20 protein-coding genes and 1 pseudogene are annotated in these 25621 nt (G+C 75.3%); 12 read left to right on the top strand and 9 right to left on the bottom strand.

From position 1 onward, the window contains the following. Positions 1-88 precede the first annotated feature (88 nt). On the bottom strand, positions 89-1678 hold the full coding sequence (locus AB0O09_RS00105) for a phospholipase (protein WP_363538550.1): 1590 nt from the start codon (positions 1676-1678) through the stop codon (positions 89-91). 152 nt (positions 1679-1830) lie between these two features. Beyond that, a complete protein-coding gene (locus AB0O09_RS00100) occupies positions 1831-4890 on the bottom strand; it encodes an EAL domain-containing protein (RefSeq protein ID WP_363538548.1) in 3060 nt (1019 codons plus the stop codon). A gap of 252 nt (positions 4891-5142) precedes the next feature. Here AB0O09_RS00100 and AB0O09_RS00095 point away from each other — a divergent pair. The 3 genes and pseudogenes from AB0O09_RS00095 to AB0O09_RS00085 form a co-directional block, all read left to right on the top strand. Continuing rightward, positions 5143-5286 (top strand): annotated as a pseudogene (locus AB0O09_RS00095) (MbtH family NRPS accessory protein); the annotation flags it as partial. A gap of 72 nt (positions 5287-5358) precedes the next feature. After that, positions 5359-8364, top strand: coding sequence for an amino acid adenylation domain-containing protein (locus tag AB0O09_RS00090; RefSeq protein WP_363539237.1), 3006 nt, complete (start codon positions 5359-5361; stop codon positions 8362-8364). Beyond that, entirely contained in the window at positions 8361-9131 is a 771-nt protein-coding gene (locus AB0O09_RS00085; RefSeq protein WP_363538546.1) for a leucyl/phenylalanyl-tRNA--protein transferase, read from the top strand. The genes AB0O09_RS00090 and AB0O09_RS00085 overlap by 4 nt, the downstream gene beginning before the upstream one ends. 29 nt (positions 9132-9160) lie before the next feature. Here AB0O09_RS00085 and AB0O09_RS00080 read toward each other — a convergent pair whose 3' ends face one another. From AB0O09_RS00080 to AB0O09_RS00070, 3 genes are all read right to left on the bottom strand, one after another. Continuing rightward, on the bottom strand, positions 9161-9880 hold the full coding sequence (locus tag AB0O09_RS00080) for a helix-turn-helix domain-containing protein (RefSeq protein ID WP_363538544.1): 720 nt from the start codon (positions 9878-9880) through the stop codon (positions 9161-9163). 83 nt (positions 9881-9963) lie between these two features. Then, positions 9964-10869, bottom strand: a complete 906-nt coding sequence (locus AB0O09_RS00075; protein ID WP_363538542.1) for an MFS transporter — start codon at positions 10867-10869, stop codon at positions 9964-9966. Positions 10870-10899: 30 nt separating this feature from the next. Next, positions 10900-12171, bottom strand: a complete 1272-nt coding sequence (locus AB0O09_RS00070) for a metallophosphoesterase (RefSeq protein WP_363538540.1) — start codon at positions 12169-12171, stop codon at positions 10900-10902. 660 nt (positions 12172-12831) lie between these two features. On the opposite strand from AB0O09_RS00070, the gene AB0O09_RS00065 reads away from it, so the two are divergent. Together AB0O09_RS00065 and AB0O09_RS00060 are read left to right on the top strand one after the other, a co-directional pair. Further along, complete coding sequence (locus AB0O09_RS00065; protein ID WP_363538539.1) at positions 12832-13557, top strand: lytic transglycosylase domain-containing protein; 726 nt, start codon at positions 12832-12834, stop codon at positions 13555-13557. A gap of 253 nt (positions 13558-13810) precedes the next feature. After that, positions 13811-14800, top strand: coding sequence for a glycosyltransferase family A protein (locus AB0O09_RS00060; RefSeq protein WP_363538537.1), 990 nt, complete (start codon positions 13811-13813; stop codon positions 14798-14800). Between the two features lie 110 nt (positions 14801-14910). Here AB0O09_RS00060 and AB0O09_RS00055 read toward each other — a convergent pair whose 3' ends face one another. After that, positions 14911-15516, bottom strand: coding sequence for a hypothetical protein (locus tag AB0O09_RS00055; RefSeq protein WP_363538535.1), 606 nt, complete (start codon positions 15514-15516; stop codon positions 14911-14913). Positions 15517-15598: 82 nt separating this feature from the next. Between AB0O09_RS00055 and AB0O09_RS00050 the strand changes: the two genes are divergently transcribed. From AB0O09_RS00050 to AB0O09_RS00040, 3 genes are all read left to right on the top strand, one after another. Next, complete coding sequence (locus tag AB0O09_RS00050; RefSeq protein ID WP_363538533.1) at positions 15599-18442, top strand: FAD-binding and (Fe-S)-binding domain-containing protein; 2844 nt, start codon at positions 15599-15601, stop codon at positions 18440-18442. A gap of 63 nt (positions 18443-18505) precedes the next feature. Then, the gene (locus tag AB0O09_RS00045) at positions 18506-18919 is read left to right on the top strand and encodes a PaaI family thioesterase (RefSeq protein WP_363538531.1); all 414 of its coding nucleotides are present in this window, start codon (positions 18506-18508) and stop codon (positions 18917-18919) included. A gap of 89 nt (positions 18920-19008) precedes the next feature. Next, positions 19009-19896 carry an SGNH/GDSL hydrolase family protein gene (locus AB0O09_RS00040; RefSeq protein WP_363538529.1) on the top strand — a complete coding sequence of 296 codons (888 nt, stop codon included), beginning with the start codon at positions 19009-19011 and terminating at the stop codon, positions 19894-19896. A 124-nt stretch (positions 19897-20020) separates the two neighbouring features. Here the strand turns inward: AB0O09_RS00040 and AB0O09_RS00035 are convergent, their stop codons facing one another. Beyond that, the gene (locus tag AB0O09_RS00035) at positions 20021-20455 is read right to left on the bottom strand and encodes a CBS domain-containing protein (protein ID WP_344628190.1); all 435 of its coding nucleotides are present in this window, start codon (positions 20453-20455) and stop codon (positions 20021-20023) included. A 21-nt stretch (positions 20456-20476) separates the two neighbouring features. Beyond that, a complete protein-coding gene (locus AB0O09_RS00030) occupies positions 20477-21430 on the bottom strand; it encodes an SPFH domain-containing protein (protein ID WP_363538527.1) in 954 nt (317 codons plus the stop codon). A 109-nt stretch (positions 21431-21539) separates the two neighbouring features. On the opposite strand from AB0O09_RS00030, the gene AB0O09_RS00025 reads away from it, so the two are divergent. Then, positions 21540-22358: a uracil-DNA glycosylase gene (locus AB0O09_RS00025; protein WP_359985602.1), complete on the top strand. Its 819-nt coding sequence runs from the start codon at positions 21540-21542 to the stop codon at positions 22356-22358. A gap of 39 nt (positions 22359-22397) precedes the next feature. Here AB0O09_RS00025 and AB0O09_RS00020 read toward each other — a convergent pair whose 3' ends face one another. Next, the gene (locus AB0O09_RS00020; RefSeq protein ID WP_363538525.1) at positions 22398-23261 is read right to left on the bottom strand and encodes a CHAD domain-containing protein; all 864 of its coding nucleotides are present in this window, start codon (positions 23259-23261) and stop codon (positions 22398-22400) included. A 127-nt stretch (positions 23262-23388) separates the two neighbouring features. Between AB0O09_RS00020 and AB0O09_RS00015 the strand changes: the two genes are divergently transcribed. The 3 genes from AB0O09_RS00015 (at position 23389) to AB0O09_RS00005 (ending at position 25552) form a co-directional block, all read left to right on the top strand. Continuing rightward, positions 23389-24042, top strand: coding sequence for a hypothetical protein (locus AB0O09_RS00015; RefSeq protein WP_363538523.1), 654 nt, complete (start codon positions 23389-23391; stop codon positions 24040-24042). A gap of 117 nt (positions 24043-24159) precedes the next feature. Next, on the top strand, positions 24160-24957 hold the full coding sequence (locus AB0O09_RS00010) for a thioredoxin domain-containing protein (RefSeq protein WP_363538521.1): 798 nt from the start codon (positions 24160-24162) through the stop codon (positions 24955-24957). 1 nt (position 24958) lies between these two features. Continuing rightward, positions 24959-25552, top strand: coding sequence for a vitamin K epoxide reductase family protein (locus AB0O09_RS00005; RefSeq protein ID WP_363538519.1), 594 nt, complete (start codon positions 24959-24961; stop codon positions 25550-25552). Positions 25553-25621: the final 69 nt, after the last annotated feature.

Genomic DNA, 25621 nt, shown 5'->3' with positions numbered 1-25621 from the left:
GTTCGGCTCCCGCCCCGCCGTCCACGGGCGGGGCGGGAGCCGGATCGGGGGCCCCGGGGGTCAGGGGCCCTCGGGGCCCGGCGGCCCGTCAGGCGGTGCAGATGCCGCGCGCCCAGTCGACGGTCGCCGCGCTCTGCGAGTACTGCCACTGCGGCGCCAGCACCTCGGCGTCCAGCCGGCCGGCGGCCGCGCGGTCCTCGACGATGTAGCCGAAGTCCTGCAGCCAGGCCGGGTAGAGGTTCTTCGAGCCGGTGTAGAACGCCTGCCCGTCCACCGAGACCACCTTGTGGTGCAGCGCGTACGGGTGCCCGTCGGCCCAGGTGGCGGTCGGCGCGGCGCGGAAGGACGCGAGCTGCAGGTTGCCGCAGAGCGCGGCCCTGCCCTCGGCCTGGCCGCCCGTCAGCTTCACCAGACGGTCCTTCAGCACGTCGCTGATCTCGGCGAGCGACTTGATCTGCGAGTAGCCGCCGCTGCCGACCGCGCCGCGGTTGGCCGGGTCGCTGACCACGATCCGCACCTTGACGCCGGCGGCCAGCTTGGCGGCCAGCACGTCGTAGAGCCGCTGGTCGTAGCGGGGCAGCGGCGGGCAGGTGGCGTTGAGGTCCTGCTGGGAGATCTCGACGTGGTCGGTGGCGCCGGCGACCAGGGCGCGCAGCGCGTTCTCCTCGGGGTTGACCGTCTCGTAGTCCCGGTCGTCGTTGGTGTGGTCGGGCAGGCCGACGCCGCAGCGGGTGGCGGCTGCGCCGGGCAGCTGCGGACGGTAGCCGGACGCCGGGTCGGCGGTGCGCACGCCGACGCCGAGGCCGCCGACGGCGATCACCGGGACGCCGCCCGCCTGCGGGGCGGCGGGCGTCTCCAGGGTGCGCACGCAGCCGGCACCGGAGGAGGCCGCGAACCAGACGTTCTGGCTCAGGCCGCCGGTGTTGTCGCAGGTCCAGGACCACAGGGTGTCCAGGTAGCGGGCGGCGGAGCCGGCCGCGGGCCCGGTCAGCTCGACGTCGGCGTCGGTGACCGGGTGGGCGGTGTCGAGGTAGTCGTCCTTCCAGCCGTTGATGCCGCCGACGATCGCGGTGGCGCCGTCCACGACCAGGATCTTGGAGTGGTTCCAGGACAGGCCGGTGCGGGAGGTGGTGGCGGAGGCGACGGTGAGGGTGACGTTCGCCGCGGCCGGGCCGAGCCGGGCGGCCAGCTCGTCGCGGTAGGCGGCGGGCCGCACGTTGAGGTGGTAGACGGGGGCCGCGCCGACCAGGATGCGCACGGTGAGGTGCCGGCCGTCGGCGGTGGCCTGCTTCAGGCCGGCCACCAGGGCGTCCTCGAAGCCGCCGTTCGGGAAGGGCGCGAGCGAGGAGACGTCCACGGTGCGGGTCGCGGCGGCGATCGCCGCGGTGGTACGGGCGAGCAACCGGTCGCTGCCGGTGCGGGTGCGGCAGGCCGGGTCGCCCCAGCAGCCGGGGGTCTGCAGCACGCCGTCGAAGCGGTTGCCGTCGGTGCGCTGCCAGACCGGGCCCTCCAGGCCCGGCGAGACCTCGCGGAGGGTCTGCTCGACGGCGTCGAGGTGCGGGGTGGCGGGCCCGGCGGCGTAGGCCGGGGCGGCGGCGGGCAGCACGCCGAGGACGGCGGCGAGGACGAGCAGGGGGCGGGTGACGCGGCCGGTGCGGCGCGGTCGGCGGTCGGGCACGGAGAGGGTCCTTTGGCAGATCACCAACAATCTACCTGATGGTAACTTGACGGCCTGCCAGATGATCAAATCGGGGTCGTCGCGGCCGCACCGCTCCCCCGCCGCACCGCGACCGCTCCCCCGCCGGGTCGACCCCACCCCCCCCCGACGGGTCAGCCGCGGCCGCCGATGTGCAGCCCGGCCGGTCGTGCGTCCTCCTGCACCAGCAGGCCCGCCTGGTCCGTGCTGAGCGGCCGCGCGAACAGGTAGCCCTGGCCGAACGGGCAGCCCATCGCGGCCAGCAGGTCGCGCTGGACGGTGTTCTCGATCCCCTCCGCGATGACCTGCACGCCCAGCGTGTCCGCGATCCGCGCGATGCCCTCGACCAGCGCGTACTGCTGCTGGGAGTGGCCGAGCCCGTCGATGAAGGACTTGTCGATCTTCAGGATGGAGATCGGGAACTCCCGTAGGTAGCTCAGCGAGGAGTAGCCGGTGCCGAAGTCGTCGATGGCGATCTGCACCCCGAGGTCGCCCAGCATCTGCATGTCGGTGCGGACCCGCTCGTCGCGGCGCATCAGCACCGTCTCGGTGAGCTCCAGCACCAGCGTGGACGGCTCGATGCCGCTCTGGTCGAGGGCCCGGCGGACGGTGTCCACGAAGCCCGCGTCGCGGAACTGCCGGCCGGAGACGTTCACGCTCACCCGCAGCGGGCCGCGGCCCCCGGCCGCCCGCTCCTCCCGGGTCTGCCGCTGCCAGCGGGCCGCCTCGGCGACCGCCCGCTCCAGCACCCAGGCACCGAGCGGCACGATCTGGCCGCTCTCCTCGGCGAGCGAGATGAACTCCTCCGGCAGCACCATGCCGCGCCGCTCGTGCGGCCAGCGCACCAGCGCCTCGAAGCCCACCAGGCCGCCCGAGGTCAGGTCGACGATCGGCTGGTAGTACAGCGCGAAGGCCGCCTCGGCGATCGCCTCGTCCAGGCTCTCGTTGAGCTCGTGCCGCTCGACCAGGCCGGCCTGCAGCGCGGGCCGGTAGTGGCACCACTGCCGCTTGCCGGCCGCCTTCGCCGAGTACAGCGCGAGGTCGGCGTGGGTGAGCAGCTCGGCGCCGTCGTCGCTGTCCTCCGTGGTGGCCACGCCGATGCTGGCGGCCACCCGGACCGCGCCGGAGCTGAGCTTGAACGGCTCCTCGAAGACGGCGAGCACCGCGGAGGCGGTCGCCCCGACGTCGGCGGGCGACAGGGCGTCCTCGACCAGCACGGCGAACTCGTCGCCGCCGAGCCGGGCCGCCGTGTCGGAGGTGCGCAGCGCGGTGGAGATCCGCAGCGACACGGCGACCAGCAGCTCGTCGCCGACCGCGTGGCCCTGGGTGTCGTTGACCACCTTGAAGTCGTCGAGGTCGATGAAGAGCACGCCGGTGACGGTGCCGCGCCGGCCGCTGCGGGAGAGCGCGTGGCCGACCCGGTCCTGGAAGAGGACGCGGTTGGCCAGGCCCGTGAGCGAGTCGTGGAACGCCCGGTGGGTGAGTTCGCGCTCCATCTGCCGCTGGTCGGTGACGTCGCGCAGGGTGAGCACCAGGCCGCCGACCGTGGGGTCGTCGCGCAGGTCGTTCCAGCGGACCTCGGCCTCGATCACCGTGCGGTCGGCCCGCAGCAGCCGCCAGTGCTCGCGCTGCTCGGCCTGCTCGCGGGTGCGCATCCGCAGCAGCGCCTGGTTGACGGCGCGGCTGTCCTCCGGCGGCACCAGGTCGGTGAGGGCCTGGCCGTCGAGCGAGGGGTAGCCGAGGACGCGGTCCGCCGAGGAGCTGGTGTACCGGATGGTGTCGTCCGCGCGCAGGATGAGGATCACGTCGGAGGCGCTCTGCACCAGCGTCCGGAAGTACAGCTCGCTGTTGCGGCGGTTGATCTCGTCGTTCAGCACCACCCGCTCGACCGCCAGGGCGGCCTGCGCGGCGAGGATGTCGAGGGTGCCCCATAAGGCCGTGAGCCGGTGCTCCGTGCCGCCGACGACGAGGGCGCCGATCAGCGGGTCGCCCGAGGGGCGCTTCTCCAGGACGAGCGGGCAGATCAGGGCGCTGGGGGCGCCCTCCAGCCGGGCGGAGAGGCCCCCGTCGAGGGTGGCGACGGGCACCAGGCGGCTCTCGCGGACGGGTTCGACCTCGATCGGGCCGTCGCCGTCGGCGCGCAGCGCGCCCTCGTCGCCGACCGCGAGCAGCGCGACGTGCGCGGGCTCGGCGGGCACCAGGGCGGAGGCGGCGGTGCGCACCGCGTCGGCGACCTGCTCGACGGTGACGGCGCCGGCCAGCGAGGCGCCGGCCATCCGCAGCACCCGTTCGCGCTCCACGGCGTGGCGGTGGTTGAGGACGACCCCGGCGAGCCGGGAGAGCACCAGCAGGAACAGCACGGCGGAGAATCCGCCGATCACGGCCGCGTTCGCGGCGTCGCCCTGGGTGACCTCCAGCACGAGCATGGTCGGGGCGATCAGCGAGGCGACGGCGAGCAGCGCGATCCGGCCCCGGCTGATGTCCTGCGGCTGGGTGGGGATGGGTCTGGTGAGCTCGACCATCGAGGGGTGCAGCGCCGCCGCGCCCCAGGCCGTGTAGAGGACCGCCCAGCCGAGTTCGACGGGGGTGCCGATCCGCCAGACGCCGTGCAGCTGGATCAGCCCGTAGAGGACGTCGGAGACCAGCAGGCCGACCGTGCCGACGGTGAGCAGGACCACGGCGGGGCTCTTGCCGCCGCGCGGCACCAGCAGCCGCATCAGCATGGCGAGGACGAGGACGTCGCCGAGCGGGTAGGCGATCGACACGGCCTTCTGGAACCAGGTGAGTTCCGGGTTCCTGGCGTACGGGACGACCAGGTACATCCAGCTGAGCAGGGCGAGGCCGACGGTCAGCGTGAGGGCGTCGATCAGCGAGCCGCGGTCCTGGTGCGCGGTGCGCCAGCGGATGAACCCCCAGACGCCGAGCGCGTAGAGCACGAACTCGGCGAGGTAGAAGGCGTCCGCGAGGGAGGGGAAGGCGGTCTGGTGCAGGTAGTTGGTCTGGATGACCTGCACGACCTCGCCGATGGTGAAGCTGAGGTTGGCGACCGCGAGCAGGTACCAGGACTCCGCGTGGGCCGGCCGGTTGAGGCGGACGCCCACCACGATGGCGGCGAAGCTGCTCAGTCCGATGCCCGTCCACCAGATGATGCGGTCGGCGGGAAAACGGTAGTAGACAACCGTCAGCAGGACCATCAAGCCGATATAACAGACCGTCAGCCGCTGTCGTCGACGTGTCAACCCAGCTACCTCCTCGGAGGTGGTGAGCTGAACCGCTCAAGAATTGGGGCGATCCCAATCATACATAGCAAGGCGTGGGTGCCTATAGTCGAGATTATCGGGGGCGGTCCGTGGCGGGCGGCGGAGGCCGCGGCCGTGCAGGGCGCAGGCCGTGCGCTCCCCGATATTTCCGGTTAATCCATCCGCCGTCTGTCGAGGTCGTCGCCGGTGGAGCTGTCGAATCACGCGCAATCCCCCCATTTCGGGCCCCATCTCGTCCTGGTGAACGGAGATGGACAGTATGCGATTTGGACGAACGAACTCCCGGTGCCCGAGGGATGGCGGAGCGTATTCGGACCGGGCGATCGCGCGGAATGCCGCCGCGAGGTCCGGACGCGCTGGCAGGACCTGAGACCGACCGGGCCGGGCGCCCCCGGACGCACGGTGCACGCGCTCTTCCGCGAACAGGCCGCGACCCGCCCCGGCGCGCTCGCCGTGCTCTGCGACGACGGACCGCTCACCTACGCAGAACTCGACGGCCGCAGCGACCGGCTGGCCGAGGAACTGCGCGCGCTCGGCGTCGGACCCGACTCGGTGGTGCCGGTGTGCCTGGAGCGCAGCGGCGACATGGTGGTGGCGCTGCTGGCCGCGCTGAAGGCCGGCGGCGCCTTCCTGCCGCTCGACCCGTCCCACCCGGACCTGCGGCTGGCCCGGTTGGCCGCCGACTCCGGCGGCGGCCCGGTGGTGACGTCGCGTGACCACGCCGGGCTCTTCCCCACGGCCGTGCTGGTCGAGGCGTACCGGTCGGCCGGTCCGCCGACCGCCGTGCCGCCGCCCGACCTCACCGACCCGGACGACCTCGCCTACCTGATCTACACCTCCGGCACCACCGGCGAGCCCAAGGGCGTACCGGTCAGTCACCGCACCATGGTGTTCACCCTGTCGCGGATCGCCGAGGCCTACGCTCTGTCACCGTCCGACCGGGTGCTCCAGTTGGGCGCGCTGGGCTTCGACACGTCACTGGAACAGATATTCACCCCGCTGCTCAACGGTGCGACGCTGGTGCTCGGCGGGCGGCACCCGTGGGCACCGATCGAACTCGCCCACCGGCTGCCCGAACTCGGCATCACCGTGGCCGACCTGACGCCCACGTACTGGCACCGGCTGCTGGCGGTGCTGCCCGAACACGGCCCCGCCGCGCACGCGCTGCGACTGCTGGTCGTCGGCGGCGACACCGTCCCCGCCGGGGACTGCCGCGAGACGCTGCGCCGGCTGCCCGGCACCCGGTTGCTCAACGCGTACGGGCTCACCGAGACCGGCATCACCTCGACGCTGTGCGAGATACGCCCCGAGCTGCTGGCCTCCCCCGCGAACGCCCCCGTCCCGGTCGGACGGCCGCTGCTCGGCACCTTCGTGCACGTGCTGGACGCCCGGCTGCGCCCGGTGCCGCCCGGGGAGCGCGGCGAGGTGTACATCGGCGGGTCCGGGCTGGCCCGCGGTTACTGGAAGCAACCGGAGCTGACGGCCGAGCGGTTCCTCCCCGAGCCGTACGCGGGCACCCCCGGCGGCCGGATGTACCGCACCGGCGACACCGGCCGCTGGCGGCCGGACGGCACCCTGGAACTGATCGGCCGGGCCGACGACCAGGTGAAGATCCGCGGCTACCGGGTCGACCCGGGCGAGGTCGAGGCCGTCCTCGGCGAGCACCCGGAGGTCGGCGAGGTCCGGGTGGTGGCCGGCGAGGCCAACGGCGGCGGGCGGGCGCTCACCGCCTACTACACGGCCCGCGACGGGCAGCCCGAGGACCTGCGGCAGTACCTCGCCGCCCGGCTGCCCGACCACCTGGTGCCCAGCGCCTTCGTCGCGGTCGAGCAGATGCCCGTCACCCCCAGCGGCAAGATCGACCGGATCGGGCTGGCCCGCGGCTCCAGGCCCCCCGCGGCCGCGGCCACGACCGTCGGCGTCGGCGCGGGCCCCGGCACCACCGTGCAGGCCGGTCTGGCCTACCTGTGGGCGCAGATCCTCGACGTCGAGCACGTCGGCCCCGACGACGACTTCTTCGAACTCGGCGGCAACTCGCTGCTCGCGATGGAGATGCTGGCCCGGGCCCGGATCATGTTCGGCATCGGGGTGGACCGGATCCGCACCCTCACCCGCGCCCTGCTGAAGAACCCCACCCTCGATGGCTTCGCCGCCGTCGCCCGGGACGCCCGCGGCGCCCTGCCCTCGGAGCCCGGCCAGCGGATCGACTTCACCGCCGAGGCCGAACTCGGCGTGCCGGTGCACCGCGCCCCCGGGCACAGCGCCCCGCGCTGGCACCAGCCCACCGACATCCTGCTGACCGGGGCCACCGGCTTCTGCGGCACCCACCTGCTGCGCGCCCTGCTGGAGACCACCGACGCCCGGGTGCACTGCCTGGTCCGTGCCCCCGACCCGGACCACGGCCTGGAGCGGCTGCGCGCCGCCCACCAGCGCTACCTGCTGCGCGACCTGCACTCCGACCGGGTCGTGCCGGTCGTCGGCGACCTCGCCGAACCGCTGCTCGGGCTCGGCCGGCGGCGCTTCGAGCAGCTCGCCGGAACCGTCGACCTGATCCACCACCTCGGCGGCCAGGTGAACTTCCTCTACCCGTACCACCAGCTGCGGGCCGCGAACGTGGCCGGCACCCGCGAGGTCATCCGGCTCGCCGGGCACTCCCGGGCGATCCCCGTGCACTACCTGTCCAGCATGGCCGTCCTCGCCGGGTACGGGCCGGCCGGCATCCGGCAGGTCACCGAGGAGAGCCCGCTCGCCCACGCCGACCGGCTGTCGGTCGGCTACGTGGAGAGCAAGTGGGTCGCCGAGGCGCTGCTGCACCACGCGGCCGCGGCCGGCCTGCCGGTCACCGTCCACCGGGTCAACGACGTCACCGGCGACCTGCGGCACGGCGTCATCAACCCCGGCACCGAACTCTCCGCGATCATCCGCTACCTGTGGGACAGCGGCACCAGCCCCGACGTCGACCTGCCGCTCGACTTCGTGCCCGCCGACGTCTTCACCCGCGCCCTCGCGGTCGTCTCCACCCGCGAACCCGCCGAGGGCCGGGTGCTGCACCTGACCAACCCCGCCCCGGCCGGCCTCGGCGACCTCGCCGAACGGATCCGCTCCCGCGGCCGCCCCGTCGAGCACCTGCCGTACCGGGAGTGGGTGCGGCGCCTGATCGGCTTCGCCACCGCCAACCCGACGCACCCGATCACCCCGTTCGTCCCGCTCTTCGTCGACCGCGCCGAAGGCACCGACATGACCATCAGCGAGATGTACTTCCGCCCCACCTTCCCGGACTTCACCCGGACCGCCGCGACCCGGGCGCTCACCCGGGCCGGCATCGAACTGCCGCCCGTCGACGCCGAACTGCTCGACTTCTACCTCGACCGGCTCGAGGCCAGCGGACAGCTGGAGCACGTCGCATGACCGGAACCGCACGGTGGTGGGCCTCGGTCGACCTCGGCCGCGCCCCCGCCGACACCCCGGTGGCCTTCTGCGCCGACCTCGGCCCCGACTCCCTGCTCGCCGGCTACCGGGCCGGGGCCTTCCCGATGCCCGCCCAGGACGAGTACGGCCTCTGGATGAACGAGGCCCGCTACGAGGAGGAGGTCGCCGAGGGCGCCATCGCCTTACCCGCGGGCGCCGGCGAGGAGGCGTACGGCGTCGCCTGGTGGTCGCCCGACCCCAGGCCGGTCGTCCCGGTCGGCGGCGCGCGCCTGGGCAGCCGGCTCTCCCGCCGGCTCCGCAACCGGGACGACTGGACGACCACCGCCGACAAGGCCTTCGGCGAGGTCGTCGACCGCTGTGCCGAAGGCCGCAGCCCCGCCTGGCTCACCCCCGAGCTGCGCACCGCGCTGCGGACCCTGCACGCCCACGGACGGGCGCACAGCATCGAGGTCTGGGACGACGGGGAACTGGTCGGCGGCGCCTTCGGCGTCCGGGTCGGGCCGGTGCTCAGCCTGGACTCCATGGTGGGCCTGCGGCCCGACGCCGCCCGGGTGGCGGTGGTCGACCTCGCCCAGCGCTTCGGCGAGAGCGGCGGCGTGCTGCTGGACGTCCAGTGGGACAGCCCGCACGTGCGGAGCCTCGGCGCGGTTCCGATGCCGCGCAGCGAGTACCGGGCCCTGCTGGACGAGGGCCCCCCGGCCGGCCCGCCCCCGGGCGAGGAACGTCCGGTCTCCCGCCTGGGGTGAGACGGAACCCCGTCAGGGGTGCATGGGGATCACCGTGGTCCGAGGACCTCGTCGGGCAGGCCGAGGGTCGCGTGGAGGGCGTGGCGGCCGGCCGGGGTGACGGCCACCGCCCGGGTGGTGCCGATCCGGGTGACCCAGCCCTCGGCGAGGGCGTGCCGGCACAGGGCCGCACCGACCGCCCCCGCCAGGTGGGGACGGCGTTCGGTCCAGTCCAGGCAGGGCCGCACGGCCGGTCGGCGACCGCCCGGCGGGAGGGCGACCCCGGCCGCGCCGAGCCAGGCCTCGCCCTCGGCGGTGAGCCGCAGGCCGTGCGTCCAGTCGAGCAGGCCCTGGGCGGTCATCGCGTCGGTGATCGCGACGCCGACCGCCCCGGCGAGGTGGTCGTAGCAGGTCCGGGCGTGGGCGAGGGCGCGCCGGCGGCCGTCCGCCGCGAGGGTGGCGGGGCGTTCGGGGCGGCCCGGGGCCAACGCGGCGAGCTGTTCGACCAGTTCGGCCACCTGCGGGTCGGCCAGCCGGACGTAGCGGTGGCGGCCCTGCCGCTCCTCGGCGAGCAGGCCGCCGCCGACCAGCCGGTTGAGGTGCTCGGTCGCGGTCGGCGCGGCGACACCGGCGTGCCGGGCCAGCTCGCCCGCCGTCCAGGCCCGCCCGTCGAGCAGTGCCAGGCAGAACGCCGCCCGGGTGCCGTCCGCGAGCAGTCCGGCCACCGCCGCGAGCTCCCGGCCGGCCGGCTGCGTTCGTTCGCTCTCCATCCGCCCATTGTCGACCGGCGACCGTTCGGCCGACGCCGAACCGAGGGGCCGGGCCCTGCCGCGCACGGGTCGCCGGCGTCCCGTCAGGCCGGTGTGCGGGGTGCGGCCGACGCCGCGTCGGGGGACGGCGCGGCCGTCTCCCCGGCAGGGGCTGCCGGCTCGCCGGGGAGCAGCGCCGCGGCGGCCACCGGGAAGGCGGCGGCCAGGGCGTAGGCGGGGGCGAAGCCGTGGGCGGTGACGAGGGTGCCGGTCAGTGGCGGGACCAGGACGATCGCGGCGTGCTGGCCGAGGCCGTGGACGCCGAGGGCCCGGCCCGCCCAGGCCGGGCCGGCGTGTTCGGCGACGGCGGTGTTGTGCAGGCCGTTGGTGGAGACGGTCAGTGCGGTGGCGAGCAGCAGGGCGGCGGTGCCGAGCGGCGGTGCGGCGGCCGCGCCGAGGGCGAGCAGCAGGACGTCGGCCGCGGTGGCCAGGGCGAGCAGCCGCATCGGGCGCAGCCGACTGCCGACCCGGTCGGACCACCAGCCGGCGAGCAGCCGCACCCCGGCCCCGGTGAGGTTGGCGACCGCGAGGACCGTGCCGGCGGCCGCGGCCGGCCAGCCGCGGGCGGTGGTGAGGAAGACCAGGGCGAAGCCGGCCACCACGAACTGCGGGACGCAGAGCAGTGCGGCCGCGCCGTGCAGCCGCCACAGCCGGCCGCCGCGGTAGGGGCCGGGCCCGCGGACGGTGCCGGTCTGCGGGGGCCGCGGCGGGTCGACGGCCAGCAGCAGGACCGCGCCGCCGGCGACCGCGCACAGCAGGGCGCAGCAGCCGAGCGCGGCGGGGAGTCCGGCGTGTTCGGCGAGCGGCGGGAGGACGGCGGCGAGCGGTGGGGAGGCCTGCCGGACGCCCATGGCGATGCCGCGCCGGTGCGGCGGGAACCAGCCGATGACCAGGCGGCCGGAGGCGGAGTTGACGGAGGCCCCGCAGGCGCCCGCGAGGACGAGCAGCACGGCGAGGGCGGTGGCGCCGCGGACGGCGGGTCAGGCCTGCCGGGAGGCGAGCGTGACGACGGTGATGTCCGAGGGCGCGCCGACCCGGACGGGCGGGCCCCAGGCGCCGGCACCGCGGGTGACGTAGAGCTGGGTGTCGCCGTACCGTTCCAGCCCGGCGACGGTCGGGTTGGCCAGGGCGGCCAGGTGGTTGCCCGGCCAGAGCTGGCCGCCGTGGGTGTGTCCGGAGAGCTGCAGGTCGACGCCGCGGCGGACGGCCTCGTGCACGGCGACCGGCTGGTGGGCCATCAGGACGGCGGCGCGACGGGTGTCGCGGTCGCCGAGCGCCCGGTCGTAGTCGGGGCCCTGGCCCTCGGCGGTGCCGGCGATGTCGTTGACGCCGGCCAGGTCGAAGTGGGCGAGTTCGGTGCGGGCGTTCTCCAGCGGGTGCACGCCGAGCTCGCGGACGAACTCCACCCAGGGGGCCGCGCCGGAGAAGTACTCGTGGTTGCCGGTGACGAAGTACGCGCCGTCCCGGGCGCGCAGCCGGGCGAGCGGCTCGGCGGCGGGGCCGAGGTCGGCCACGGTGCCGTCGACCAGGTCGCCGACGATGGTGATGAGGTCGGGCTGGACGCCGTTGATGGTGTCGACGATGCGCTGGGTGTGGGCGCGGCCGAGGATCGGGCCGAGGTGGATGTCGCTGACGACGGCGATCCGGTAGCCGTGGGCCTGCCGGGGCAGCTTGGCGAGCGGGACGGTCACGTGCTTGAGGCGCGGCCCGCGGAGGACTCCGTACGCGCCGTTGCCGACCACGGCCGCGGCGGTGGCGCCGGCGGCGACGGCCACGCCGCGGGCGACGAGGAGCCGGCGCGAGGGGTCGGCCGGTCCGTCGGCGGGCCGGTCCACGCCGGCGGGCGGCACGGCCGACGGGTCCGCCGCGGGCTCGGCGGCGGCGGCACCGGCCGGGGCTCCGGCGGCGACCGCCACGGCCTCCGGTTGCGGGGCGGGGCGGCGGCGGCGGCCGGCGCGCAGCAGCAGCGGCCGGAGGACCTCGCCGACCAGCAGGGCCAGCACCAGGTACAGCAGGACGGCGAGCCAGAGGTAGCCGGGCCAGGCGAGCCAGCGTTCGACGGCCAGCGGCAGGGCGCGGCCGCCGACCAGGGCACCGAGCGAGAGCAGCGGCAGGACGACCAGCAGGCTCGTGCCGATGCGGCGCCAGGCGCTGCCGGGGGCGGCGACGTCGCGCACCGTCCGTCGCCAGACGTACCAGTGGACGAGGGTGAGCAGGGCGACGGCCACCAGCAGGACGAGCGCGATCATCATGCGGACAGTATCCGGACCGCCGCGGGCGCCCCGGGCGCGGGGTCCGCGCCGTCCGGACGCGGCGGCCCGCCCGCCGGCGGACGGGTTCCTGTCCGTACGCCGCGGTGTCGGCGGCCGCCGGACGGCTGTGACCCCCGTCTCCGCCGCGGCCGGCCACCCCTGGGTGACCGGCCGGTGACGGGGCGCCGATCCCGGCGGCCGGTGCCTGTGAAGCCCGGCACACGGCCGCGGCCGGCTACTGCCCCCGATAGTCGTCACGACGGACCGGCCCCGGCGCCGACCGGGGGCACCCGCCCGGCGCCGACCGTACGGAACTGCGAATCCGCTGGTCAGTCGAGGTGCACGACCCGGCCGGGCGGTCGGCGGTGAGGGCCGTCCAAGCGCTCGGGGGACGCCCGGCGGGGGGCCGGGCGCTCCCCGCCGTCTACGACCCCGCGTAGTTTCCGAGCTCGTTGCCGCGTTTCTGCGGGTCTGTCAAGAATGTCCCGGTCGCAAGGCAGCGCGGCCCGATTCCGCCGCGCACCCCGCCCGCTCCGGCCCACCGGCCGGGGCGCCCAGGCCGTCCGCACGGCTCCGCGGGCCTGTTCCTCCCGAACACGCTTCGCGATGTCCGCGTGCCCGGAATCGGCCCCCGACCGATGGAAGAGGTTGTCCCCCTCCATGCAGCTCCCGCTCCCCAAGAACCTGTCGCTGACGCACCGCCCGCACGCCTTCTTCGCGAGCGTGGGCACGCTGACCGTGGCCGGCACGGCGATCCTGGCGCTGGCCCTGCCGCAGGACACCTCCACCGCCGTCGCGGCCGCCCCGGTCGCCGCGGCCCCGGCCGCCACCCAAGCCGCTGCCGCCCCGGCGCAGCCCCAGGCCGATGCCCAGGCCCAGGCCGACGCGCAGGCCAAGGCGGACGCCGACGCCAAGGCCGCCGCCGACGCCAAGGCCGCCGCCGATGCTCGGGCCGCGGCGGATGCCAAGGCCGCCGCCGATGCTCGGGCCGCGGCGGATGCCAAGGCCGCCGCCGACGCCAAGGCCGCCGCGGACGCGAAGGCCAAGACACAGGCCGCGTCCCGCTCGCAGCAGCGCAGCGCCCTGAAGGCCGCGCCGACCGGCAGCCCCAAGCAGATCGCCGCACAGCTCGTGCCGGCCAACCAGCTGGCCTGCTTCAGCAACATCGTGTTCCACGAGAGCAGCTGGAACATCCACGCCGTGAACAAGTCCTCCGGCGCGTACGGCCTGGTGCAGGCGCTCCCGGCCTCCAAGATGGCCTCGGCCGGTGCCGACTGGCGCGACAACGCCGCCACCCAGATCAAGTGGGGCCTCGACTACATGAACAGCCGGTACGGCAGCCCGTGCGGCGCCTGGGCCTTCTGGCAGGCGCACCACTGGTACTGATCCGGCCCGGAGCCGACCGACGCCGCGGGGCACGTGGTCGGTTCCACGTGCCCCGCGGCGTCCGTGTCCGACCGGAATTCCGCCTCGTCACCGGACGCGGCACTCCCCGCGACCCCCGGTGACCGATTGTCGGCATTCCGTGGCCACGGCGTGAAGATATCGGGTGCGATCGATCGGCTCTGACCGTATTTGGAGCGATTGGGTCCGCTTGGGGACATTGCGGGGGCCTGTAGACCTCTTTAGCCTCCCCGCCATGGCTACCCTCATCTCCGTCGTGCTCCCCGCCCACGATCGGAACGGCCAGCTGAAGGAGTGCCTCGACGCACTGCTCGCCCAGTCGTTCCGCGACTTCGAGATCGTCCTCGTCGTCGACACCTCACCGGACTGCCCGGAACGCGTCGCCGAGGCCTACGGCATGCGCGACCCCCGGGTCAGCGTGCTGCGGCTGAACGCGGCGGTCGGGATCGGCCGCGCCCGCAACGCCGGCGCCGCCCGCGCCACCGGCGACTACCTGCTCTTCCTCGACAGCGACCACCTGCTCGACGAGGACGCCTTCGCCGCGCTCGCCGAACGGCTGGAGGAGACCGGCGAGGTGGACGTCCTCCAGTTCGGCCACAACCGGTTCTACCGCGACAAGGTGTGGCCCGGCGGCGCCGAACAGGTGCTCGCCGAGGCCGGGCCCGAGGTCACCACGGCCGCCGAGCGGCCCGCCCTGCTCGGCACCCCGCCGCTGGTCTGGGACCGCCTGCTGCGCCGCGGCACCGTGCCCGCCTTCCCGGACGGCCACTACGACGAGATCCCGGTGGTGCACGCCGCGATGCTGGCCGCCCGCCGGGTGGCCGTGCTGCCGCGCGAGTGCGTCACCATCCGCCGCCGCCACACCCTGAACCCGGTCGGCTCGCCCGGCGCCAGCCAGTTCGACCTGTTCGAACAGTACGCCCGCAGCTTCGAGCTGCTCGCCGGCTCGCCGGACGCCACCGCCCTGTGGCCGCAACTGTTCACCAGGATGGTCCGGCACTACCTCTTCGTCTTCGACCTCGGCGGCTGTGTGGACCGCTCCGAGCGCCCCCAGTTCTTCCAGCGGGCCTCCGAGCACTACCGCGGCTACCAGCCCGAGGGCTACCGCCGGCCGGACGGCCGCGAGGGTGTCAAGTTCTCGCTGCTCTCCAGCGGCGCCTACGCCGCCTTCGAGGTCGCCAAGCTCTCGCACATAGCCCGCGGCGCGGTCACCGGCCGCCGGTAGGAGCTGTACGCAAAGGCGCTCGGGTGGTCACATCAGGGGCGCGCGGGGGGCACCTTGTGATGAACCACGCGCCCCTTGTGGTGGACCCTGCCCCCTTGTCGTGCCCCGCCTCAGACGTGTGCGGTGCCGCCGTCGGCGGCCATCGCCGCGGCGATCCGGCGGCCGGTCTCCCGCCACTCCTCGGCGGGCACCTTCGGCAGCAGGTCGTCCCAGACCGGGAGCAGGCTGCCGCGCAGCTGCATCATCCCGGCGGGCCGGCCGATCAGCCAGACGTGCAGGTGGGCGGCGCCGTCGCCCCACTTGTTCTGGTGCACCCGGGCGATCCCGCCGAGCGACATCACGGCCCGCTCGACCCGCTGCAACATCGGGCCGAGCTCCGCGGCCCGCTCCGGCGGCAGGTCGGCGAGGTCGTGGTGGGCCCGGGGCTGGAGCAGCACGATCGCCGGGACGGCCGCGGGCTCGCCGGGGCCGGAGAGCCGCCAGTGCTCGTCCGTCCACAGGAAGTCCGCGTCGGGCCGGGCGCACTGGCTGCAGTCCGCGGGCCCGTCCTCGCCGTCCCGGGGCGGCTCGGGCAGTTCGGGCGCCTTCAACGGCTTGACCTTGATGTCGCCCTCGAACGGGAAGATGTCCCAACCGGGCATGCCGTCCGCGGGGAAGGGCACGGACTCGCCGATCGGCAGGCGGGCGAGGTACGGGTTCGCATGATCGTCGCTCATGGGCCGAGTCTGCCGGATGACACCCCGTCACCCCGCGGCCGGGGTCGGCACCGCGGGCCCGCCGGTTTGCGATGATCGGCCCATGGCCACCGGACTGGAACGCGCCCTGACCGCCGTCCTGCGGGGCGAGGTGCGCTTCGACACCGCCGAACGCGCCGTCTACGGCCACGACGCCTCCAACTACCGGCACGTCCCGCGCGGCGTGGTCAAGCCCGCCGACCTCGACGACGTCCGGGCCGCCGTCGCGCTCTGCCGCGAGTTCGGCGTGCCGGTGGTGCCGCGCGGCTCCGGGACCAGCATCGGCGGTCAGGCGATCGGCCCCGGGGCGGTCGTGCTGGACTTCCGCCGCCGGCTGGGGCGGGTGCTCTCGGTGGACCCGGACGCCCGCACCGCCCGGGTCGAGCCCGGCACCGTCCTGGACGACCTGCAGCGTGCGGCCCGCCCGTACGGGCTGCGCTTCGGGCCGGACCCGTCCACGCACAGCCGCTGCACCCTCGGCGGGATGATCGGCAACAACGCCTGCGGCTCGCACTCGGTGGCCTGGGGCCGCACCTCGGACAACGTGCACGCGCTCGACGTGCTGCTCGCCGACGGCACCGAGTTCACCGCCGGCGGGCCGCTGGACGCCGCCGCCCGCGCCGCGCTGCGTGAGCTGCCCGGCCGCGAGGGCGCCCTGCACCGCGCCCTGCAGGACCTCGCCGGCGCCCACCTGGCCGTGCTGCGGCAGGCCATGCCCGCACTGCCCCGCCGCGGCTCCGGCTACCCGCTCGACGCGCTGCTGCCCGAGCAGGGCTACGACCTGGCGCGCGCCCTGACCGGCACCCTCGGCAGCTGCGCCGTGCTGCTCGGCGCCACCGTCCGGCTGGTGCCCGACCCGCCGGCCCGCGCCCTGGTGGTCGCCGGCCACCCCGACGAGGGCGCCGCCGCCGACGCCGTGCCCGCGCTGCTGCCGCTGGGCCCGCTCACCGTGGAGGGGATGTCCGCCGACCTGGTCGCCGCACTGCTCGCGGCCGGCCGCCGCCCGGCCGCCCTCGACCGGCTGCCCGAGGGCGCGTGCTGGCTCTTCCTGGAGGTCTGCGGCGACACCCCGGCCGCCGCCGGCGAGGCCGCGCGGGCCCTCGCCGAGGCCGTCCGGCGGGCCGGCCGCGCCACCGCCGTGGTGGTCACCGACCCCGCCGAGCAGCGCGCACTGTGGCGGATCCGGGAGACCGGCGCGGGCATCGTCACCCGGCTCCCCGGCGGCGGCGAGGCCTGGCCCGGCTGGGAGGACTCCGCCGTCCCCGTCGAGCACCTCGGCGACTACCTGCGCGCGCTGCGCGGCCTGCTCGCCCGGCACCGGCTGCGCGGCGTCCCGTACGGGCACTTCGGCGAGGGCTGCGTCCACCTGCGGCTGGACTTCCCGCTCACCGATCCCGCCCGGCTGCCCGCCTTCCGCGCCTTCCTGGAGGAGGCAGCGGACCTGTGCGTCTCGTACGGCGGCTCGCTCTCCGGCGAGCACGGCGACGGCCAGGCCCGGGCCGAGCTGCTGCCCCGGATGTACCCGCCGGAGGTCCTGGAGCTGTTCCGCCGCTTCAAGGGCGTCTGGGACCCGGACGGCCTGCTCAACCCGGGGGTGCTGGTCGACCCCCGGCCGCTCGACGCCGACCTGCGCTTCCCCGGCCGGGACCTGCCGGTCACGCTGCCCCTCGCGGAGGACGGCGGCAGCCTGCTGAAGGCGGTGCACCGCTGCGTCGGCGTCGCCGCCTGCGTGGACACCTCCTCCGGTGTGATGTGCCCGAGTTACATGGCCACCGGCGAGGAGCGGCACTCCACCCGCGGCCGGGCCCGGCTGCTCGCCGAGATGCTGCGCGGCGAACTCGTCACCGACGGCTGGCGCTCGGAGGAGGTCCGCGAGGCGCTCGACCTCTGCCTCGGCTGCAAGGGCTGCGCGAGCGACTGCCCGGTCCATGTCGACATGGCGACTTACAAGGCCGAGTTCCTGCACCGCCACTACCGGTGGCGGCCGCGCCCGGCCTCCCACCTCGCGCTCGGCTGGCTGCCGCTGTGGCTGCGCGGCGCCGCCCTCGCCCCGCGGCTCGCCGACCGCCTGCTGCGGTCCGGGCCGGGCGGCGCCGCACTCAAGCGGCTCGGCGGGATCGACCCCCGGCGCAGCCTGCCCGCGCTGCCGGAGCAGACCTTCACCGCCTGGTTCCGCCGGTGGCGGGCCGCGCACCCCGTCCGACCCGGTGCGCAGCCGGTGCTGCTCTGGCCGGACAGCATGGCGGAGCTGCTCGACCCGGAGCCGGCCCGGGCCGCCGTCGAGGTGCTGGAGCACCTGGGCTTCGAGGTGCGGCTGCCCTCCGGCCCGGTCTGCTGCGGGCTCACCCTGCTCTCCACCGGCCAACTCGGTCTCGCCCGGCGGGTGATGCGGCACAGCCTGCGGGCCGTCCCGGCAGGGCTGCCGGTGGTCGGCCTGGAGCCGAGCTGCACCGCGGCGCTGCGCGAGGAACTGCCCCGGCTGCTCGGCCGGGAGGCCGGCGAACTACCATCCCGGGTAAGGACGTTCGCCGAGTTCCTGGACGGCAGCGGGGTCGCGCTGCCCCGGCTGGAGGCGGACGCGGTCACCCAGGTGCACTGCCACCAGCACGCCGTCCTCGGCACCGCGGCCGACCGGAGCGTGGAGCGGCGGATGGGTGTGCGCAACGAGGTGCTGGACTCCGGCTGCTGCGGCCTGGCCGGCAACTTCGGCATGGAGCGCGGGCACTGGGAGGTGTCGGTGGCGGCGGCGGAGCGGGTGCTGCTGCCTGCGGTGCGCGCGGCCGCCCCGGACACCGTGCTGCTCGCGGACGGCCTGAGCTGCCGCACCCAGATCGCCCAACTCGCGGACGGGCGGCGGGCCGTCCACCTGGCGGAGCTGGTCCGGCGGGCGCTGCGCGAGGCGCAGTAACCGGGGCGGGAACACCGGTGCACGGTCGTGGCGCGGCCGGCGGGGCACCGCCACAATGGCACGGTGACGATCACCACCGCCGAGGCGGACACCATCCTCGCCGACCACTTCGCGCCCTGGGTGCAGGCGCTCAAGCTCTCCGTCACCGAGACCGGTGACCGGCACGCCGTGCTCCGGCTGCCCTGGTCGGACGAACTCGCCCGCGAGGGCGGCGGCCTGAGCGGCCAGGCCCTGATGGCGGCCGCCGACACGGCGACCGTGGTCGCCGTGTCCGCGGCCCGCGGCGGATTCGGCCCGATGACCACGATCCAGCAGTCGACCACCTTCCAGCGGGCGGTGGTCGGCGCGGACGTCCTGGTGACCGCCCGGATCACCAAGCTGGGCCGCCGACTCGCCTTCGTGGACGTGGTGATGACGGCCGAGGGCCAGGAGGAACCGGCCGCGCACGCCAGCACCGTGTACGCCTTCCCCGGCTGATCGCGTCCGACCCCTACTCACCGGGCCTACCGCGCAGTAGCCTCACCGGGCCGCACCCCACTGCGGCCCCCACCACCCCTGGAGGCCCGATGCGCACCCCCCTGCCCGGAGGCGTCAGACTCGCCGTCGCCGCAGCCCTGTTCACCGCCTCGGCACTCGGCCTGACGGCGGCTCCGGCCGCCGCGGCCGAGCACCGTCCCGTCCCCGCCGACGTACCGCGCTGGTACCTGGCCCTCGGCGACTCGCTCGCCGCCGGCTACCAGACCACCCCGGACGGCGGCCGGGTGGTCGGCCGCGGCTACGCCCAGGACATCGCCCGCGTGCTGGGCGAGCGGGCCGCCGCCCGCCACCGCCCCTTCGACTTCACCGACCTCGGCTGCCCGGGCGAGACCACCGGCACCATGGCGAACGGCGGCTGCCCCTGGCCGCACCCCTGGACGGACTCCCAACTCGCCGCCGCCGAGCGCTTCCTGCGCGAGCACCGCAAGGACCGGGTGCTGGTGACGATCGACATCGGCGCCAACGACGTGAACCGCTGCGCGAGCGGCGGCACCATCGACCTGCCGTGCGCCCTGCAGGGCATCGCCACCGCGGGCCACGGCCTGTCCGACATCCTCGGCCGGCTGCGGGCGGCGGCCGGACCGCACACCCGGATCGTCGGCATGAACCTCTACGACCCCTTCCTGGCCGCCTGGTTGACCGGCGAGCAGGGCAGGGCGACCGCCGCGGCGTCACTGCCGCTCTCGCACGCGCTGAACGCCGCGATCGGCATCGCCGACGCGGCGCACGGGGTACCGACCGCGGACGTCGCCCGGGCCTTCGACACCGACGAGCTGCGCCCGGTGCCGTTCAACGGCGCCCAGGTGCCGCTGAACGTGGCCCGCATCATGCAGTGGACCAACATGGCGCGCGGCGACATCCACGCCAACGACGCCGGCTACCAGGTGATCGCCGACACCTTCCTGGCGAAGCTCTAGCGGTTCCGGTTCCGGTTCCTGCTCCGGGCCGCGGGCAGCGCGGCCGGCCGGGCGGCACACCCCACCGTCCGGCCGGCCGCCGTGCCCCCGTGCCTCGCGGGACTCCCTGGCTCCGCTGGCTCCGCTACTGCGGCGATTCCTCGGCGCAGATGGTGGTGACGAACTCGGCGACCCGCTCCTGCGGCATGTGCCGGGCGATGTCCGCCTCGCTGATCATGCCGACCAGCTTGTGGTCGGGGTGGTTGATCACCGGTAGACGGCGGACGAGGTGCTGTTCCATGACCCGCAGGACCTGCTCGGCGTCCTCGTCCTCCTCGATCACCATCGGCCGGCCGACGGCGAGGTCGACCGCCTTGATCTTCGTCGGGTCGAGTCCCTCGGCGACGCACTTCAGCACGATGTCCCGGTCGGTGAGGATGCCCAGCAGCTTCTGGTTCTCGCCGCAGATCGGCAGCGCCCCGACACCCCGGTCCTTCATGATCCTGGCCGCGTCGGCCAGCGTCTCGAACTCCCCGACGCACTCGGCGCCCGGGTGCATGATCTCTCTGGCTGTGGTCATGGTCAGGCCTCCCGCCGTGCCTCAGACCTCCGTCCCTCCATCGTGGTCCCGGCCCCGCGGGCCCGCCACCTCGGGCCGCGAGCCGTTCACCGCGCCGCCGGGCGCCTCCAGCGGGTCACGGGCCAACACCTCGTCCAGCGCCGGGAGATCGGGCAGCTCCAGCTGCTCGGGGCCGGGCTCGGGGGCTGGTGCGGGGGCCGACCGGGGGGCCGGCGCGGGCTTCTCGGTGACGCTGTCGAGGAAACGGAGCAGCTCCACCGGGAAGGGCAGCACCAGCGTGGAGTTCTTCTCCGCCGCGACCTCCACCACGGTCTGCAGCAGCCGCAGTTGGAGCGCGGCCGGGGTGCTGCTCATGATCGCGGCCGCCTCGGACAGCCGGGCCGAGGCCTGGTACTCGCCGTCCGCGGTGATGATCCGCGCGCGGCGCTCCCGTTCCGCCTCCGCCTGTCGCGACATCGAGCGCTTCATCGACTCCGGCAGGGCGACGTCCTTGATCTCCACCCGGTCGATCTCGATGCCCCAGTCCAGCGCCGGGCTGTCCAGCATCAGCTCCAGGCCCTGGTTCAGCGGCTCGCGGTTGGCCAGCAGGTCGTCGAGCTCGCTCTTGCCGATGATCGACCGGAGCGAAGTCTGGGCGACCTGGGAGATCGCGAAGTTGTAGTCCTGCACGTTGACGGTGGCCTTCACCGGGTCCATGACCCGGAAGTAGACGACGGCGTCGACCCGCACCGTCACGTTGTCGCGGGTGATGCCCTCCTGCGCGGGGATCGGCATCGTGATGATCTGCACGTTCACCCGCTTCAGCCGGTCCGCGATCGGCAGCAGCCAGGCCAGGCCCGGGTCCCGGACGTCGTCCCGCACCTTGCCGAACCGGAACACCACACCGCGCTGGTACTGCTGCACCACCCGGATGCTCACCCCGGCCCACACGGCCAGGACGATCAGCGCGCCCAGAATCGCGTCGAGAATGATCATTGCGTCACCTCTGGCACACGCAGGGACCCCGCTCTCCACGCTACTCCGATGTCCACGGGCCGCCCGGATCCCGCGGCCCGGCCCGCCCGCAGCACCTACGATCTGCGACATGGAGCCGCCCTCACCACCGCCTTCCCGCGGCCCGGACCGCGACCGGCCCCGCCCGCTCCCCGCGGCCGAGGACCCGCGGGCCCCGGGCCACCCGGCCGCCGCGGCCGCCGCCACCCGCAGCCTCGCCGAGCTGGACGGGATCGTCACCCACTGCCGGGCCTGCCCGCGGCTGGTCGCCTGGCGCGAGGAGGCGGCCCGCACCAAGCGGCGCGCCTACCTGGCGGACGAGTACTGGGCCCGGCCGATCCCCGGCTTCGGGCCGGCCGACGCGGCCCTGGTCATCGTCGGGCTCGCCCCGGCCGCGCATGGCGCCAACCGCACCGGCCGGATCTTCACCGGCGACCCGTCCGGCGACCTGCTGTACGCCGCGCTGCACGAACTCGGCCTCGCCTCGCAGCCGCACGCCACCTGGCGGGACGACGGGATGGAGCTGTTCGGGGTGCGGATCACCGACCCGGTGCGGTGCTGCCCGCCGGAGAACCGGCCGACCCGGGACGAGCGGGACACCTGCCGGCCGTGGATCGCCCGCGAGTTCGCGTACCTGCGGCCGACCGTCCGCGCGGTGGTCGCCCTCGGCGGGTTCGCCTGGGAGGCCGTCCTGCCCGCCCTCGCCGCCTCCGGCCGGACGGTCCCCCGCCCGCGGCCCGCCTTCGGGCACGGCGCCCGCGCCACCCTCCCGGCCGTGGACGGCGGGCCGCCGCTGGAGCTCTTCGGCTGCTACCACGTGAGCCCGCGCAACACCTACACCGGCCGCCTCACCCCGGCCATGCTCCGCGACCTGCTCGCGGCGGCCGCCGGCACGGCGGGCCTGCTCTGACCCCTCCGGGACGCCCGCGCCGCCCCGGTGCGGCGCCGCTCAGAAGGCCGCCGGTCCGCCCGCCCTGCGCCAGACCTCCGGGAGGCGGGCCCGGTCGGCGGCCGCCGCGGTGAGCTGGCGGTCGTAGAGGACGCCGTAGGCGAAGGCGTGCTCCGGGTCGGCGGCGGCGAGGTCGTGCAGGGTGCGGCCGGCGAGGACGGCGTCCTGGTGGGTGCCGAGGAGGTCCTGGAGGTCCTTCATCCGCCGGGTGAAGCGGTCGGCGGCGGGCCCGGCCGGCTCACCGGCGTAGCGGGCGCGTTTGGCCGCCTTCCGGGCCTCGTGCAGGGCGGTGGCGGCGGCCTCGCCGGGTTCGGCACCGCGGGCCGCCTCGATCCGGCGGGCGGTGCGGCGCTGCTGGCGGCGGGCGACCCGGGCGAGCTCGCGCGGGGCCGGACGGTCGGCGCGGACGGTGAAGCGCGGCTCTGCGACGAGGCCGCGCAGCGCGGCGAGCAGGGCCGGGAAGCCGGGGCCGTCGAGGGCGGCGAGCGCCTCGGGGCGCGCGCCCGCGGTGCGTTCGGCGGCCCACGCGGCGAGCGCGGCGGCGACCTCGTCCGGCCGGCAGTCCTCGGGCAGGGCACGGGCCTCGGCGGTGAGCCGTTCGGCGAGGACCTCGGTGTCGCGGGCGGCGCCGAGGGCCGAGGCGAGGTCCTTGAGCGCGGTGACGAGGGCGGTGGTGTCGGCGCCGATCAGCGGCCGGTAGGCCTGCAGGGTGCTGCGCAGCCGGCGGCAGGTGACCCGCATCCGGTGGACGGCGTCCGGCTCGTCGGCGCGGACGGCCGCCGCCAGGTCGGCGAGGGTCTCGGTCTGCCGGGAGATCCAGGCGCCGAGGACCGTACCGGCGGTGGGCTCGGCTCCGTGCGGCACGCTGACCACCCTCTTCCCGGGTCTCCAGGGTATGCCCGCGGGGGCGCGGAGCGGGCGTTCCTGACGCCGTGTCACCCGCGCGGACGCTTACACCGTCCTGATCCACGACCTGGCATACTCGCTGTCCATGACCGAGAGCCGGGCGACGAGGGTTCTGCGGGCCGCGGTGTTCACCGCCCTCGCGGTGCCGCTCGCTGCCCTGGGCCAGGTCGTGCTGACGGGTCGGCCGCTGCCCGTGACGCTGGTCCTGGCGTGCACCGCGGCCGTGTTCCTGGTGGCCCTGGTGCTGGACGGCGCCCGGCACGGCCTGGGGCGGCTGGCGGCGGTGATGGTCCCGGTCGAGCTGCTGCTGAACACCGCGTTCAACCTCGGGCAGGACGGCTGTGCGACGGTCGCCGCCCGGTCGCACGGGGTGGATCTGCTGGTCTGCGGCGGCGGTTCGGTGGACGGCAGCCCGATGCTGTCGGGTCTCGCCGGGCAGTCCGTCGGTTCGCTGCGGCTGTTGGTGCTGCTGGCGCACCTGGCGCTGGCGCTCGCCGCCGCGCTGTGGCTGCGCCTCGGTGCGGCCGCGCTCGGCGGTGCGGCGCAGGTGCTGCGCGCGCTGCGGGCGGTGGCCGGGGCGGTCGTCCGGCACCTGCTGTCGTTCCTCGCGCCGCTGCCGGCCTGCCCGGCCGAGCTGGCGCCCTCGCCGGACGCGCGGGAGCCACTGCCCCGCCCGGAGTCCTTCGTTCCCCCGCCGGCGCCGCGCCGCGGCCCGCCGGTCTTCGCGCTCGCCTGCTGACGGCACTGCCGCCGGGCGGGCGGGCCCCGCGTGCCTTCCCCCCTTTCTCTTCGGTGCACCGCTGCGCGGCCGCGCGGCCCGGTGGTGCGCCCGTACGCGAGGATTCGACGGATCATCATGAGCACCCAGCCCCAGCAGTCCCGCACCTCCGCCCGTGAGCGCCTCCAGGAGGCCCACCGCCGGGAGAAGAAGGCCGCCGCGCTGCGGCGGCGCACCGTCGTCGCGGTGAGCGTCGTGGCGGCGCTGGCCGTGGTCGGCGGCACGGTGGCGGCGATCGCCACCGCCACCTCCTCGGACGCGGACCCGGCGGCCTCGGCGCCGCTGACGGTGCCGGCCAACACCACGGGCCAGGACGGCACCGTGGTGGTGTACGGCAAGGCCGACGCGCCGCACACGCTGCAGGTGTACGAGGACTTCCGCTGCCCGGTCTGCAAGCAGTTCGAGGCCTCCGCCGGCCGGGCGGTGCAGCAGCTCGCGGACAGCGGCCAGTACAAGATCGAGTACCACCTGGCGGCGTTCCTGGACAAGAACCTCGGCGGCAAGGGCTCGCGGACGGCGCTGGCCGCCGCGGGGGCCGCGCTGAACGAGGGCGTGGACAAGTTCAAGCAGTTCCACGACGTGCTGTACGCCAACCAGCCCGACGAGCGCGAGGACGGCTTCGGGAACGTCAACCGGATCCTGGAGCTGGCGGAGAAGGTCCCGGGCCTGAAGACCGAGGCGTTCACCAAGGCGGTCACCGAGGGCACCTACCGGCCGTGGGCGGCCAAGGTCGACGCGGCGTTCTCCGCCAGCGGCGCCCAGGGCACCCCGACGGTGGTGCTCGACGGCAAGGTGCTGAACGTCTTCGGCCAGGACGGCAAGCCGGTGAGCGGCGAGCAGTGGACGGCGCTGGTCCGCAAGACGACCGGGGCCTGACATGGCCTCCGGTGCGACGATCGGTGCGGGGCGGGGCCTCGCCCGGCTGCTGGTGGTGGGCGGGCTGCTCGGCCTGGCGGCCTCGGCGGTCCTGACCTTCGACAAGCTGCGGATGCTGGAGAACCCGGCCTACCGGCCCGGCTGCAGCATCAATCCGGTGATCAGCTGCGGTTCGGTGATGCGCACCGGCCAGGCGTCGGTCTTCGGCTTCCCGAACCCGCTGCTCGGCCTGGCGGCGTTCGCGGTGCTGGTCGCCGCCGGCGCGGGCCTACTGGCCGGTGCCCGCTACCGCCGCTGGTACTGGCTGGGCCTGCAGGCCGGCGCCCTGGCCGGCCTGGCCTTCACCGTCTGGCTGATCACCCAGGCGCTGTACGAGATAGGCGCGCTCTGCCCGTACTGCATGGTGGTGTGGGCCGTGGTCGGGCCGCTGGCCTGGTACCTCACCCTGCACAACCTGCGGACGGGCGTCCTGCCGGCCCCCCGCTGGTGGCCGTCGGTGGCCCGCTACCACTGGGTCGTGCCGGCACTCTGGTACCTCGGCATCGCCCTGCTGGTGCTCAACAGGTTCTGGTACTACTGGCGGACGCTGATCTGAGCACCGGCCGCCGCCCGCCCGCTGACGCCCCCGCCCGGGGGCGCGCCGGCGGGGGGGGGGGGCGGGGGT

It is taken from the genome of Kitasatospora sp. NPDC093679 (genome assembly GCF_040683455.1).
GTDB lineage: Bacteria > Actinomycetota > Actinomycetes > Streptomycetales > Streptomycetaceae > Kitasatospora > Kitasatospora arboriphila.
Note: the sequence above shows the minus strand (reverse complement) of the source record. Positions and strands in the feature narration are given on the sequence as shown.

Excerpts from the sequence above, each read along its gene's own strand:
- AB0O09_RS00005 (WP_363538519.1), top strand. The coding sequence starts at position 24,959 with ATGGCCTCCGGTGCGACGATCGGTGCGGGGCGGGGCCTCGCCCGGCTG.
- AB0O09_RS00100 (WP_363538548.1), bottom strand. The coding sequence starts at position 4,890 with ATGGTCCTGCTGACGGTTGTCTACTACCGTTTTCCCGCCGACCGCATC.
- AB0O09_RS00055 (WP_363538535.1), bottom strand. The coding sequence starts at position 15,516 with ATGAGCGACGATCATGCGAACCCGTACCTCGCCCGCCTGCCGATCGGC.
- AB0O09_RS00050 (WP_363538533.1), top strand. The coding sequence starts at position 15,599 with ATGGCCACCGGACTGGAACGCGCCCTGACCGCCGTCCTGCGGGGCGAG.
- AB0O09_RS00010 (WP_363538521.1), top strand. The coding sequence starts at position 24,160 with ATGAGCACCCAGCCCCAGCAGTCCCGCACCTCCGCCCGTGAGCGCCTC.
- AB0O09_RS00030 (WP_363538527.1), bottom strand. The coding sequence starts at position 21,430 with ATGATCATTCTCGACGCGATTCTGGGCGCGCTGATCGTCCTGGCCGTG.
- AB0O09_RS00025 (WP_359985602.1), top strand. The coding sequence starts at position 21,540 with ATGGAGCCGCCCTCACCACCGCCTTCCCGCGGCCCGGACCGCGACCGG.
- AB0O09_RS00015 (WP_363538523.1), top strand. The coding sequence starts at position 23,389 with ATGACCGAGAGCCGGGCGACGAGGGTTCTGCGGGCCGCGGTGTTCACC.
- AB0O09_RS00040 (WP_363538529.1), top strand. The coding sequence starts at position 19,009 with ATGCGCACCCCCCTGCCCGGAGGCGTCAGACTCGCCGTCGCCGCAGCC.
- AB0O09_RS00070 (WP_363538540.1), bottom strand. The coding sequence starts at position 12,171 with ATGATGATCGCGCTCGTCCTGCTGGTGGCCGTCGCCCTGCTCACCCTC.
- AB0O09_RS00080 (WP_363538544.1), bottom strand. The coding sequence starts at position 9,880 with ATGGAGAGCGAACGAACGCAGCCGGCCGGCCGGGAGCTCGCGGCGGTG.
- AB0O09_RS00060 (WP_363538537.1), top strand. The coding sequence starts at position 13,811 with ATGGCTACCCTCATCTCCGTCGTGCTCCCCGCCCACGATCGGAACGGC.
- AB0O09_RS00035 (WP_344628190.1), bottom strand. The coding sequence starts at position 20,455 with ATGACCACAGCCAGAGAGATCATGCACCCGGGCGCCGAGTGCGTCGGG.
- AB0O09_RS00065 (WP_363538539.1), top strand. The coding sequence starts at position 12,832 with ATGCAGCTCCCGCTCCCCAAGAACCTGTCGCTGACGCACCGCCCGCAC.
- AB0O09_RS00085 (WP_363538546.1), top strand. The coding sequence starts at position 8,361 with ATGACCGGAACCGCACGGTGGTGGGCCTCGGTCGACCTCGGCCGCGCC.